Origin of the sequence: Sodalinema gerasimenkoae IPPAS B-353 (assembly GCF_009846485.1) — a bacterium.
In the GTDB taxonomy this organism is placed as follows: domain Bacteria; phylum Cyanobacteriota; class Cyanobacteriia; order Cyanobacteriales; family Geitlerinemataceae; genus Sodalinema; species Sodalinema gerasimenkoae.
Map to the genome: position 1 here is coordinate 3,593,667 of NZ_ML776472.1, position 13,406 is coordinate 3,607,072.

General features: G+C 52.2%; 14 protein-coding genes. 9 read left to right on the top strand and 5 right to left on the bottom strand.

Translation table 11 applies throughout. The annotated features are described in order from the left end of the window. Positions 1-3: 3 nt before the first annotated feature. The 4 genes from nadB to L855_RS15605 form a co-directional block, all read right to left on the bottom strand. Positions 4-1,692, bottom strand: coding sequence for an L-aspartate oxidase (gene nadB / locus L855_RS15590; protein ID WP_159789553.1), 1,689 nt, complete (start codon positions 1,690-1,692; stop codon positions 4-6). A gap of 95 nt (positions 1,693-1,787) precedes the next feature. Next, positions 1,788-2,177, bottom strand: coding sequence for a photosystem II complex extrinsic protein PsbU (gene psbU, locus L855_RS15595; protein ID WP_159789555.1), 390 nt, complete (start codon positions 2,175-2,177; stop codon positions 1,788-1,790). Between the two features lie 139 nt (positions 2,178-2,316). Then, positions 2,317-3,321 (bottom strand): adenylate/guanylate cyclase domain-containing protein, encoded by a 1,005-nt coding sequence (locus L855_RS15600; protein ID WP_159791141.1) that lies wholly within the window; start codon positions 3,319-3,321, stop codon positions 2,317-2,319. A gap of 349 nt (positions 3,322-3,670) precedes the next feature. Further along, entirely contained in the window at positions 3,671-4,411 is a 741-nt protein-coding gene (locus tag L855_RS15605) for a DUF3120 domain-containing protein (protein WP_159789557.1), read from the bottom strand. Between the two features lie 163 nt (positions 4,412-4,574). Between L855_RS15605 and L855_RS15610 the strand changes: the two genes are divergently transcribed. Then, positions 4,575-5,096 carry a phycobiliprotein lyase gene (locus tag L855_RS15610; protein ID WP_159789559.1) on the top strand — a complete coding sequence of 174 codons (522 nt, stop codon included), beginning with the start codon at positions 4,575-4,577 and terminating at the stop codon, positions 5,094-5,096. A 73-nt stretch (positions 5,097-5,169) separates the two neighbouring features. Here the strand turns inward: L855_RS15610 and clpS are convergent, their stop codons facing one another. Continuing rightward, on the bottom strand, positions 5,170-5,493 hold the full coding sequence (clpS, locus tag L855_RS15615) for an ATP-dependent Clp protease adapter ClpS (RefSeq protein WP_159789561.1): 324 nt from the start codon (positions 5,491-5,493) through the stop codon (positions 5,170-5,172). Positions 5,494-5,734: 241 nt separating this feature from the next. On the opposite strand from clpS, the gene L855_RS15620 reads away from it, so the two are divergent. From L855_RS15620 to ccmS, 8 genes are all read left to right on the top strand, one after another. Continuing rightward, complete coding sequence (locus tag L855_RS15620; protein WP_159789563.1) at positions 5,735-7,360, top strand: NAD(P)H-quinone oxidoreductase subunit 4; 1,626 nt, start codon at positions 5,735-5,737, stop codon at positions 7,358-7,360. Between the two features lie 179 nt (positions 7,361-7,539). Then, on the top strand, positions 7,540-9,597 hold the full coding sequence (locus L855_RS15625; RefSeq protein WP_159789565.1) for a sensor domain-containing protein: 2,058 nt from the start codon (positions 7,540-7,542) through the stop codon (positions 9,595-9,597). After that, positions 9,593-9,730 carry an EAL domain-containing protein gene (locus tag L855_RS22270; protein ID WP_281349546.1) on the top strand — a complete coding sequence of 46 codons (138 nt, stop codon included), beginning with the start codon at positions 9,593-9,595 and terminating at the stop codon, positions 9,728-9,730. Before L855_RS15625 ends, L855_RS22270 begins: the two co-directional genes overlap by 5 nt. After that, positions 9,723-9,977 (top strand): EAL domain-containing protein, encoded by a 255-nt coding sequence (locus L855_RS22275; RefSeq protein WP_159789567.1) that lies wholly within the window; start codon positions 9,723-9,725, stop codon positions 9,975-9,977. Before L855_RS22270 ends, L855_RS22275 begins: the two co-directional genes overlap by 8 nt. Before the next feature lie 52 nt (positions 9,978-10,029). Next, positions 10,030-10,689, top strand: coding sequence for a class I SAM-dependent methyltransferase (locus L855_RS15640; protein WP_159789569.1), 660 nt, complete (start codon positions 10,030-10,032; stop codon positions 10,687-10,689). 317 nt (positions 10,690-11,006) lie between these two features. Continuing rightward, on the top strand, positions 11,007-11,966 hold the full coding sequence (locus tag L855_RS15645) for an orange carotenoid protein N-terminal domain-containing protein (RefSeq protein WP_159789571.1): 960 nt from the start codon (positions 11,007-11,009) through the stop codon (positions 11,964-11,966). 500 nt (positions 11,967-12,466) lie between these two features. Further along, on the top strand, positions 12,467-12,793 hold the full coding sequence (locus tag L855_RS15650; RefSeq protein WP_159789573.1) for a hypothetical protein: 327 nt from the start codon (positions 12,467-12,469) through the stop codon (positions 12,791-12,793). 71 nt (positions 12,794-12,864) lie between these two features. After that, entirely contained in the window at positions 12,865-13,305 is a 441-nt protein-coding gene (ccmS, locus tag L855_RS15655) for a beta-carboxysome assembly chaperone CcmS (RefSeq protein ID WP_159789575.1), read from the top strand. The last annotated feature ends 101 nt before the right edge of the window (positions 13,306-13,406 follow it).

Here is a 13,406-nt window from a genome sequence, read left to right on the forward strand (position 1 = left end):
CAGTCAATCTTCGATTGCTATATCACTACACCACAAACGCTCTCCCTGAATCAGGGTATGTCCTGTCCATTGCGATCGCATCTGCGGAAAGTCACTACGATAATGGCCCCCCCGACTCTCACAACGAAACGCCGCACTTTTGAGAATCAACTCGGCCACCTCTAACAAATTACGCAATTCCCCCCACTCCAGCAGCCAGGTAGCCGCCCCCGAGGACAAGCAATAGCCCTGCATGGGTCTGAGATGTTGCATCTGCTGAGCCAGGGGAAATTCTGTCTCTAACTGCTTCCACTCCTGCACCTGAGCGATCGCCTCCTGCAAGCTCGCCGCCTCACGACAAATCCCGGCACTTTTCCAAAGCAGTCGGGGTAAATCATGGCGAATCTCCTCTAATCCCTCAGAAGCTAGCGATATCTCCAGAGGGAGCGTCTTAACATGAGGGGTCGCCGTCACCGATACCGGGGGAAGTAGCTCTAACTGGGCCAATTCAGCCCCAAACACCAAACATTCCAACAGAGAATTACTCGCTAAGCGATTAGCCCCATGAACTCCCGTACTCGCCGTTTCCCCCACCGCATAGAGTCCCGGAATCGAGGTACGCCCTTGCAAATCCGTGGCAATTCCACCCATCCAATAATGAGCCGCCGGGGCAACAGGAATCGGCTCCTGAGCTGGATCAATGCCCCAACGGCGGCACACGCTCAAGATATTGGGGAAGCGACGCTGTAACTGGTCTGGGGCAATGGGGCGACAATCCAACCAGACATGAGAATCCGCCGGATCGGCCCCTGTGCTTTGTAAATAGCTAAAAATCGCCCGACTCACCACATCCCGAGGAGCTAACTCCCCATCCGGGTGATAATCAAAGGCAAAGCGTCGTCCGGCATCGTCAACCAAATGGGCCCCTTCCCCCCGTACCGCCTCACTAATCAGGAAGCGCGGCGCCTCGGGGAGCGTTAACGCTGTGGGGTGAAACTGCACAAACTCTAGATCTCGCAGTAGGGCCCCCGCCCGAGCGGCGATCGCCACCCCATCCCCCGTACTCACCGAAGGATTGGTGGTCTTCGCAAACACCTGCCCCCCTCCCCCAGTCGCCAAAATCACTGCCCGGGCTTGCACCCACGTAATTTTTTCTTCATAAAGTACACAAACCCCACGACAACAGCCCGACTCATCTAGCCAGAGATCCAACACAAAGACATTGGATAAGGCCGTAATATTGTCTCGCCCAGCTACCTGACGGCTGAGGGTACTCACCACCGCCCGCCCTGTCGTATCCGCCGCATGAAGCACTCGCCGCCGGGAATGGGCCGCCTCTAGGGTTAAGGCCAAATCATCACGATGGCGATCGAAGGCCACCCCTAACGTCACCAGCGATCGCACACAAGCCGGAGCCTGTTCCGCCAAAAACCTCACCGCCGCCTCATCACAGAGTCCGGCCCCCGCCTTGAGAGTATCCTCCACATGGAGTATCGGGGAATCATCCGGGGCAATGGCCGCCGCAATTCCTCCCTGGGCCCAATCACTCGCTGACAGGGGTAAATCATCCTTTGTCAACAAACCAACCCGTAACGATGAAGGCAAACAGAGGGCAGAATACAATCCAGCCGCACCAGCCCCCACCACGATCGCATCAAACTGCAAAGATAACGGAGGACGAGGAGTCCTTGAGGCCGCCGCTGAGTTGGTCATATAAAAAATCGCCCCTTGTTCAATAGTGACGCCAGTTGGCGCTGACTCCAGTCTACAAGGGGCGTTACCCATTTTGAACCTTTAAGGGCAGCTCATTAGTAAATTCCGTTGTTGATGCGATCATCTCCTTCATTGAGGAAGGCCTCAGGATCGGTCGCCGTGAAATACTTGAGATTCTCTTGCAGAACCTGCTTCTGACGCTCGCTGAGGCTGGGAATGTTCAGCACATCTTCCACCTTCTCATAGGGGGCGTTCTGAACAATCAGGCCCGCTAGGGTCGGATACATGCCGCGATATTTGCGGAAGGCGCGGACATTGGTGTTGTTGATGTCAATCTTTTTCCCAAATTCCGTATCCAGTTTGGCATCAAAGGAGTTTTTCAGCCCAACCCCTTCATTGGCCAGGGCAGGCTGTAGGGGAGCAACCCAACCGAGCAAGCCCACACAGACACAGACAACTGCAAATAGACGAACCAATCGTTTCATGTTAATGAATCCCTCTCTCGAATAACCGGTGTTAGTATCGCCGTTGGAGACACGATCGTCTCAGTAACGATACAAAATTTTATCTTTTATCAGGATACTATCATCTTTGGCGATCGCCCATCACCTCGGTTCCTTGCCCCTAGACCTGAATTTCCTGGTAACTCAGCCGCAGGAAGGCATCGAGATCATTAAAATTGCCAGCATAGGTCACCGTGGGGGTATCATAGCCCTTCAACGCCACCTCATGCTCCTCAAACACATTCTCACTAGCCCGAATCACACTCAAATACCGATAGGTGGTCGATCCCAGGGCTACATCCTTGCGCAGTTCCTTCGTCGCCGACTCCAGGCGGAACGCCGCATTCACCGTATCTCCTAGAGCCGTATAATCTGGGCGATCGCCACTGCCTGTATTGCCCACCATGGCATACCCCGTATTCACCCCAGCCCCGATCCGTAGCGGAAAGGGCAAGGGATAGCGATCGCTCAACTCCCGCGTCATGTGATGCAGCTCCCCGAGAGCCTGACAGACGCGCAATAACTCTTCTTTACTCACCCCATCCCCTTCCCCCTGAGGCGTATGAAACCACACCGCCATCACCGCATCGCCAATATACTTATCCACCCAACTGCCCGACTCACGAATGATATTCCCCGCATGACGAAACCACGTGCCAATCACCTCGGACAGCATCCGCTCGTCGAGTTGGCGAGTTAACACCGTAAAATCACGAATATCCACCACCATCACCGAAATCAGGCGGCGCACCGACAACACCGCCGTCGCCCCAGAGTCCTCCGTATCCGACTCCTCCACCTCCGCATGAACATGAGTTGGAGCATAAAACATCATCTCCGTCTGCCCCAGCGTCAGGCGATCGCCGTTATTGAGACGAACCGGCACACTCACCCGTCGTCCATTAATAAAGGAACCATTGCGGCTCCCCAAGTCAATCAAATAAAACTCGCCTAAATCTGTTTGCTGAAGCATCGCATGGGCCCGAGATACCCAGCGGTCTGGAATGGTAAACTGATTCTCATCACTACGTCCAAACGTCCAGCAGTTATTACCCGAAAGGGCAAGATAACGCGGTCCCGATTCAGTCCGCAAGATGAGATGGGGGGTAGATTTCCAAGTCACCACAGGCACACTCTCTATGACAGGTTTGCGAGATTAAGGGAGAGTTACATCCTACATTTTGGCGAATTTCCCCTTAAACGATAGCCCATTAAAGAGTTCTTGATGGTAATAACCCTCAGCCGAGGCGATTTACCCTGCCCCAGCCTCTTAGCGGTTGGGCAGGCCCCTGTCATCTCAACGAGGACGCGTTAGGTCGGCAACCCCATTGACTTGAGGCTGATTCAACGGCTCCGACCGCTCCCCATTGGCTTCAGGACAGACGCTCTCATGTCGCCTCTACTACTCTGGTGTGACCCATGAGGAACCGCAGAACTCTGAACTTCTAATCCCATGATGCACCCTTATTCCCATATTAGGCCGCAAGCGCCGCGAACCAAAATAGAGTATCGACGAGGATTGTGCTGAGAACCGCCCCCGAGAACGCCCAGCGATGGAGAAATACCCCATGCTCTTGCCGATTCAGACAGAGGGGCAATACCCCAGCCAGCAAGAGCAGTCCCCCCAACACAATGGCACAGGTTCCGCCCCAGGGAGTTTGCACCTTGGCGATCGCCGTCTGAAAAATGGGCATCGCTAACTCCGCCTCCACCCGCATCAACTGCCGCCATTGGGGAATCAGATCCACCACATAAAAATACACATCCGTAATCACTGTTCCCAACAAAGACCCCACCGCAAACCAACTGCCAATCAACAGACGATGGCGATAAATACACCACAGGGGCAGGGGTAAGGCCAAACATTCAATGGGTAGATGCCAGAGGGGTTCCCAACGAAACCAGCCCCAGTAAATCGACCCGGCGAACCAACTCCCGGAAAAGCCCAGGAGCAAATCCCCCCAAATCCAAAACCGGTGAGAATTGAGTAAACTGACACTCGACCAGAGCCAGCCCAAGGTCAGCAGCAAACTCAGCCAAGGGGCATGACGAACCAGAGGGGCTTCTACGAAGACCGGCACAGAGACCAAGAAAATCGACCCGGCAAAAATTAGCCATGTGGATAACTCGGCGATCGCCCACCAAGGACGCTGGCTCTTATCTGCTGAAGCTCTCTGGGAATAAAGGGTTGGGTTAGTAAAGGGATAGTAAAACAACGGGATTGTTAATTTTTGCAAACAGTTCTAATCAACATAACATATCGTTTCACTCCCGCTCGACCCGGAGCCAGTGAACTGCCAGGGGTCGCCGCCGACCGGTAGAATGGGGGTGCGAAAAACTTGTTTACCCCTGATTTAACAACACGAGCGATCGACAGCAATGGACTTTAGCGATTTCATCACCCAATGTGCGGGCAAGTGGTTTTCCCAACGAACTAGCCACACCATCCCGCCTCAAGCTCTAGAGGCTGGAACCTCTGATTTCTGGATTGATCTCATTGAACCCGGCGACAGCACCCTACTCGAACGCTGTCAATCCGTCGGCATCGCCCCGGAGCAGGTTACCTGTGCCATTCGCACCCATTGGCAAGGTCAAGTGGGAACCGCCAACCAGCCCAACAGCGGCGCTACCTTCAGCCTCTTCGTGGCCAACGACGACCCCCAGCAAGGACAATTTTGGCGTTGGAGTGAGGACAAATCCGACACCTCAGTAATTCAGGGCCACTACCATCTCGGCGAGGACGAAGCCCTAAATCTCAGCGCCAGCACCGACTCTCTCACCAGTGAGGAACGCCTCTGGTTCCTCAATCCCAACCTCAGAGAACGCACCAGCGTCGTCACCCACAAAGCCGGGCCCCGTTACGCCTCGTTCTGTTCAGAAATTCGCATGGGACTCAAGTGAGGGCAACCGGTCACTCACACTTGTGCATCATTAAGGGGCTTTAATCAAGCCTTAAGGACTCACAGAGGAGGGGTCAAGCCGGTTCCAGCGGAGCCATCGTTAGCCCCTCCCGTCCTAACTGCATATGGTAAAATTCTGCCTGCTCCTGCGGCCCCACCCAGACGATCGCCTGACCTTCATGATGAACCTGGTTTGTTAACTCCCAGGCGCGATCGCTAGTCATATGGGGAATGTACTTCAGGAGACAATTCGCCACATGGACAAAGGTATTGAAGTCATCGTCTAGGACAATGACCTTGAAATTGGGATACGGCTTACGAACCGTTTGATCACGCTTGACGGGAGCAACCGTTGGCGCAGTCGCAGCAACGATCGCAGTCGAAAGCACAACAGTCATACTACCGCTAACTGAATTATTTAACTTAACGCCCCATTATAAAACAGTTGTCTCTGGAACGGCGATGACAGACAGACTCAGGAAGGTTCCCCGGCCGGAGAGCAAGCTGCAATTTATAAGTTATAAGGCAGGCTTATTGGTTCGATTAAATTTAAATATATCGCAAAAAAAGTTTGCAGAACTTAACAGAAGCTCCTAGAATGTAAAGAGCAGAAATAAGTATATATGCTCAGCTAAACCAATGGCACAGTTTCCCTGGCTAACCGCCATTTTTCTCTTGCCCCTTGTGGCAGCCGCTCTTATTCCGATCATCCCCGATCGCGACGGTAAAACCTTGCGTTGGTATGCCCTCGGCGTTGGCATCATCGACTTCGCCCTGATGGTCATCACCTTTGGGCAACATTACAACTTCGCCGACTCCAGCTTCCAACTGGTCGAACAGTACCCCTGGGTCCCTCAACTCGGACTCAACTGGTCCTTAGCCGTCGATGGTCTGTCGGCGCCTCTGATCCTCCTAACCGGCTTAGTCAACGTCCTGGCCATCGCCGCCGCCTGGAACGTCAGCCGTAAGCCCCGCCTATTTTATAGTCTTATCCTCGTGCTGCTGAGCGCCCAAATTGGCGTCTTCGCCGCTCAAGACCTGCTCCTGTTCTTCCTGATGTGGGAAGTCGAGCTAGTTCCCGTGTATCTCCTTATCTCCATCTGGGGCGGACCCAAGCGCCAGTACGCTGCCACTAAATTTATTCTCTATACCGCACTCGCATCTATCTTTATTCTCGTCTCCGGCTTAACCATGGCCTTCTGGGGCGATCGCATCACCTTCGACATGGCCGAACTCGGGGCGAAAAACTTCCCCATCGCCCTAGAACTCTTCGCCTATGCCGGCTTCCTCATTGCCTTTGGCGTGAAGCTGCCCATCTTCCCCGTCCACACCTGGCTCCCAGATGCGCACGGTGAAGCCTCCGCCCCTGTCTCCATGATTTTGGCCGGAGTTCTCCTCAAGATGGGAGGCTATGCCCTAATTCGCCTCAACGTCGAAGTTCTACCCAACGCTCACATCTACTTCGCACCGGCCCTCGTCATCCTCGGCGTGGTCAACATCCTCTACGGGGCCTTAACCGCCTTTGCCCAAGATAACCTCAAGCGTCGTCTAGCCTGCTCCTCCATCTCCCACATGGGCTTTGTCCTCATCGGCATCGCCTCCTTTACCGAAGTGGGTTTAAACGGAGCCGTCTTACAAATGCTCTCCCATGGCCTAATCGCCGCCATGCTCTTCTTCCTCGCCGGTGTCACCTACGAACGCACCCACACCCTCTCCATGGAGAAAATGGGCGGTTTAGCCAAGGTCATGCCCAAAACCTTTGCCCTCTTCACCGCCGGTTCCATGGCCTCCCTGGCCCTCCCCGGCATGAGCGGTTTCATTGGTGAGTTAACTGTCTTCATCGGCATCTCCAGCAGTGACGCCTACAGCGATAGCTTCAAACTGGTAGTAGTCCTACTCTCCGCCGTGGGCTTAATCGCCACCCCGGTCTATCTCCTCTCCATGTTGCGCCGCATCTTCTACGGAGATAACCGCGAGACTCAAGCTGAGTTTGACCTCAACACCTGGTTTGACGCCAAGCCCCGCGAAATCATCATCACTGCCTGCTTATTGCTGCCCATCGTTGGTATCGGCTTCTATCCCAAGTTAGCCACCCAAACCTACGACGTGAAAACCACCGAGGTCGCCAGCGTCGTCCGTAACGCCCTACCGGTGTTCGCCCAACAGCGTCAGCAAAATCGCCTCTTCTCCGGGGGTTTGTTTGCTCCCGACATCACCTCGCCTCAAACTTTACTCGGCGTGGCTGACCTGGGTAAAGGTGCCTAAAACACCAGTGCTCAGTCCTGCAACCTCTCGATAACCGATAGAACTCCCTCCACTGAGGGGGTTTTTTTTAGCAAAATTGTCTCGACGTCCCTTGCTTCCTCGGTGGCTGCTGCTGCCGTTATCTCTGAATCTCGGTATGCTAGAAGGGAGAGAAAGATTTCCAAATTTGCCTAAGCCTTGTGAAACTTGAGCCGTTGTCCTCACCCCGTTTTGCGACACAAATCACAGTCTGGTATGCCCTCATTGGCACTCTGTGGATTGTCCTCTCGGATCATATTGTCGGTTTGCTACTGGATGCTCCAGGAGACTTGACCTACGCTCAAACCCTAAAAGGGGGGGGATTTGTTTTCATCACCAGCTTTGGCCTCTATGTTCTCCTGCGCCGGGGGGCGCGATCGCTTCAGAAAAGCTATAGCCTCTTGGAAACGATTTTGGAAAGTAGCACCGATGCCATTTTCGCCAAAAATATCGAGGGGGAGTATGTCGTCGTCAACACCGCCGCAGCGAAGATGGCCGGCTTCCCCATCCAGCAGATGCTTGGGGCTAAAGATAAAGATGTATTTGGGCCTGAGCGGGCCCACCGACTTCAGGAACACGATCGCATCACCTTAGTGAGTGGCCTCCGACAAGAGCGAGAAACCCGCTTGAACTCAAACCATGGCAAGTCTGGTCCGAATGACGACGATAAAACGCCTCAAATCTATCTCACCAGTAAGGATATTTGGTATGACGCGCGTGGCATTCCCATTGGGGTGGTGGGTATCTCCCGGAATATCACAGAGGCGAAACGGGCCTATGAAGCCCTAGCGGAGTCTGAAGAACGCTATCGCAATTTGTTTGCCTGTCATCCTCAACCCATGTGGATTTATGACCAGGAGAGCTTACAGTTTCTGGCGGTGAATCAAGCGGCGATCGCCCATTACGGCTACAGTGAGGCAGAATTCCTGTCTATGACCATTGAGGCCATTCGTCCAGCGGAGGATGTCCCGAGTCTTCTGGACAATCTACAACATAAACCCAGCGGCTATATTGTCTCAGGGATTCGGCGACATCAGAAAAAAGACGGCTCGGTGATTGCGGTAGATATTACTGCCCATGACTTCCAATTTGAGGGACGGCCGGCCCAAGTCATCTTAGCCAACGACATTACTGAACGACTTCAAGTCCAAGCCCAACTCGAACGCTACGCCTTTAGCGATACCCTAACGGGATTACTCAATCGCACCGGGTTCAGCCGCAATCTGCAACAGGCGATCGCCCGCAATCAAGATCACAACAGTCCCTTTACCCTTTTGTATCTGAGTCTCGATGGCTTTACCCGTCTTAAGTTTAGTCTGGGCCACCCGGTAGCACGGCAGTTGTTGATAGAAGGGGCCCATCGTCTCAAAGCCAGTTTTCCTAAGGCGATCGCCGCTCGCCTCGAAGATAATGAGTTTGCCCTACGATTACGCTACGAGGTCAATTCCGTTGATGCAGTTGTGGGTCACTTACGAGACCATCTCACCTCCGTCTATCACCTCAATGACCACGATGTCTTCTCCGATTGCAGCATTGGTGTGGTTCGCAGCAATTTAGGCTACGCCGATGCTGAAGATTACCTGCAAGCTGGAGATACGGCCATGTATCAGGCGCGATCGGCTTTGCCCCAGAAATACATCATCTTCAGTCAACAACTACGCGATGCTGCCCTCAATCGCATGGAACTCGATGCCGCTCTCCGCCAAGCCTTGGAGCGAAATGAATTTGAGGTCTATTATCAACCCTTTATTGATCTGGTGACCCATCAATGTCTAGGCTTTGAGGCCCTCGTGCGCTGGCAACATCCACAGCGGGGTTTAGTGCCACCGGGAGAGTTTATCCCTTTAACCGAGGAGACGGGCCTAGTGGTTCCCCTAGGGGAGTGGGTGCTGCGACAAGCCTGTCAGCAGTTACAACAGTGGCAGACTCAGTTGAAACTGCCCCGGTTGACCATGAGCGTCAATGTAGCCGCCCTACAATTAACACAACCGGGTTTTTTAGATGTGCTTGATGATGTGCTGCGTACCACTGGCATTGACCCCTCCTGTCTGAAACTAGAAATCACAGAAACAACCTTGATGCAGAATACCGAGCAAATTCGCTGTAGCTTGGATCAAATTAAACAACGAGGGATAAACCTAAGTATTGACGATTTTGGGACTGGGTATTCATCCTTGAGTTATTTACATTTATTTACGAGGGATAAACCTAAGTATTGACGATTTTGGGACTGGGTATTCATCCTTGAGTTATTTACATTTATTTTCGTTTACAGTGCTTAAGTTGGATCGCTCCTTTGTAATTCAGTTAGAGTCGAGCGATAAAAGTATGGAGAACGTTTACAGTGCTTAAGTTGGATCGCTCCTTTGTAATTCAGTTAGAGTCGAGCGATAAAAGTATGGAGATTGTTCGTAATATTGCTCGACTGGCCCAAAATCTTAATCTGGACTTAGTGGCTGAAGGCATCGAAACGCAACAGCAATTAGCCCTGTTACAACAACTCGACTTTCAAGAAGGACAGGGGTATCTATTTTCTTACCCCCTGCCCGCTCCAGCCGCTCAACAGTGGCTCCAGGACAGGATACAATCGGACTCATAGCCCGTAATTGAGCTATCGATGCCCATCAACTCCCTGCTTGAGCGACTATGCTATGAAACGAGTTCTTGAACCCGAGGTGATGGACACCTGGGAAGAAACCATTGCTTACGATGCCATGGATTTCACGGAGGTCAATCAGGCCTTTGTCGATGAGGCGATCGCCCTCGGCCCTGATTCTGCAACAGTCCTCGATGTGGGGACGGGTCCCGCCCGGATTCCCATTTTGCTATGCCACCGCCGGCCCCAATGGACTGTCACCGCCATTGATTTATCCCACAATATGTTGAAACTCGGGGCCACCCATGTCGCCAAGGCAGAATTGGGCGATCGCATCCGTCTCGACTACGCCGATGCCAAATCTCTCCCCTATGCGGATGCCAGTTTCGACCTGGTCATCTCCAATAGTATTATCCACCATCTTGAAAATCCCCTCCCCTGTTTGCGGGAGCTGCGACGGGTTCTCAAGCCTCAAGGAAGTCTATTTTTGAGAGATTTAGTCCGTCCAGAGGATCTTGCCAAGGTTGAGCGTCTGGTGCAACAACTCGGCAGTGACTATGACCCCCATCAGACTCAACTGTTTCGAGATTCCCTCTGTGCTGCCTTTACTCTCAGCGAAATTCAACAGATGCTAGAGAACGCCGGATTTGCCGGAATCTCCGCCTACCTATCCTCCGATCGCCATTGGACGGCAAAGCAAGCTTGGCAAGGCTAGTGTCTCCCCCCCTGCGAAAATCTTGGGCAGGAAGTCAAAAAATTGAGAAAAACTCCCCGACCTCACCCTTGTCAATCCGGTAAGCTCACCAAAAAGTTCGGTTGCACCATTCCTAAAAACTAAGATATAGTGGTCATGAGTAGGACTTACCCAAATTTGCCAAATCTGACCTTCAGGTTAGATGGAAAAACCTAGAGGTCTCTTAAGTTATCTAGGCTGGGTAAAGTCGGGAGTTTTCGTCAATTCACTCCCAGTTTTTAGTCACTAAAGTTACGTTTGCACACTAGCCTAACTGTTGTTTAAATTCAGGTTAACAGATGCCATTCAATATCGAAACAGCCCGCAACATCTTCCCAGAAACTCTGTCCGCAGATGCCGTTCCCGCTACAATTGCTCGGTTTTCTCAGCTTAATGCGGAAGACCAGCTAGCCTTGATTTGGTTCGCCTATTTGGAGATGGGAAAATCAATTACCATTGCGGCGCCGGGTGCTGCTAATATGCAGTTTGCGGAGAACACCTTGAACCAAATCAAGGGGATGTCCTTCCAAGAGCAATCTCAGGTGATGTGTGACCTGGCTAATCGCGCCGATACTGAAATCGGCCGCACCTATGCGATTTGGTCGTCCAATATCAAACTGGGATTCTGGTATCAACTCGGAGAATGGATGGAGCAGGGTCTCGTGGCTCCCATCCCCGATGGCTATCAACTCTCAGCCAATGCCAAAGCGGTGCTAGAGGCAATTCGTGGCCTCGATTCCGGTCAGCAAATCACCGTGCTGCGTAACTCTGTCGTGGATATGGGCTTTGATACCAGCAAACTGGACAACTATCAAACCGTTGCCGAACCGGTTGTGCCCCCCAAAGAGATGTCGCAACGCACCAGTGTCAGCATTAAGGGTGTGGATAACCCCACCGTGCTGAACTACATGAACAACATGAACGCCAACGACTTCGATAACCTGATCAAGTTGTTTGTCGAAGATGGGGCCCTGCAACCGCCCTTCCAACGGCCCATTGTCGGTAAAGACAATGTCTTCAAGTTCCTCCGTGAAGATTGTCAGAACTTGAAACTGATGCCTGAGCAAGGGGTGGTTGAATCCGCTGAAGATGGCTATACCCAGATTAAAGTCACCGGGAAGGTACAAACGCCCTGGTTTGGTGCGGCTGTGGGGATGAACATGGCCTGGCGCTTCCTGCTCAACCCTGAGAACAAGATTTTCTTTGTTGCCATTGACTTGTTAGCGTCTCCTAAAGAGCTGTTGAACCTAACTCGTTAGAAGCTTCAGCCGGACAACCCCTGCCGAGGCAGGATGTAAGGATATCAGAGGTGTCTCCCAGAGTAACTTAACTTGGGAGTCCTCTGATTTTTTTTGCAAAGTTTGCTATAATCTTAGCCACTCAAAACTTAACCCAACCCTACAGCATCATTTCTGAATTCAGAAAACGCCGAATCTTAGCCTAGAGCTGCTAGCCAGTCAGCATTCTGGGGGTTAGGCGGGTGGGAATTCATATAAATAGCTAGATGTTGCTGAGGTGATGAAAAACATCTGCCGTTGGTCTAGTTTTCCTGATTCGGATAGGTCTTTGATCAGGACATAGACAGCTTGCGGATGACAATTTCTGTTGCAGATTTCAGTGCGATCGCTTGACTTGTGTTCACCGGAAATCAGCAACGGTTGGGAACAATATTGATGTTCTGGCAGTAGCCCAACTTCCCCGTTCATGGCGAACTGCGGGACTCTCCTGCAAATCTTTAGACTTGATTCAGACTTAGACAATGCCACAGACTGACATTGATTGGACAACAACCGAGAAAGATTTAGCTCAGGCGGCCTTTAAAAAAGCCTATCATCGCGAAGTTGCTGCCTTAGTGCAAGAGGTACAAGAGAACGTTAAAGAGATTTCCGGCTTGGATGAACTTTGGCAACTTCATGACTATCTCAGTGCCAGACGGCATGACATTGACGGTAAATATGATTACCGAGATTCCATGTTTTTGTTTGCCTTTTCCCAACTCATTAAAGAAGGATGGCTATCCTTAGAAGAACTTGAGGGACTGCATCCGAGTAAACGGCAAAAAGTCGCCGCCTTAGCCCGAATGTAGGCTCCCATTTGACTCGACCGGCGAACCCCCCATTTGCTAAGCTATGGGCGCATCGTTCTTGGTCAGTCATCATGGAATCTGGAATCTCATCCCCAAACGCCGCCGATCATCAATGGCGGAAACAACTCGATCAGTTTGTGAAAGCGAACAGTCAAGAACTCGCGGCCCTGGCTTGGGGACTGCATCTACAAGACCCCGAGGGTGATTCTACCCTCGGGATTGACGTAGAACCGACCCCCCATTTCATCACCTGTCCCCGCGAGGCCTTGGTCACCCTCAACGAAAAGGTGGATAACCAATTGCGGGTGATGATGGGAGTGGTGGAGAACCATAACCCGGAAATTGAAGTCTTACTCTTAGGGGTCGGTCGAGGACAAATCCAAGCCATTCAATACCAACCCCAACCGGAGCCTCCCCAATGTTTTGAAGACGTTGGAGAGGATGTGGAGACCCTCCTCGATCGCCTCGAACAACGGATGCAAACCGTCATTGACTGCTCCTCGGAGGGGTGATGGCCATTGGTCGCGATCGCCCTGGCTTCAGGCAGAAATCCGGAATCTGATGGCTCCAGGCGGTCAATGGTAGGATATGGGGATTCTTTGGGTTAACCAGA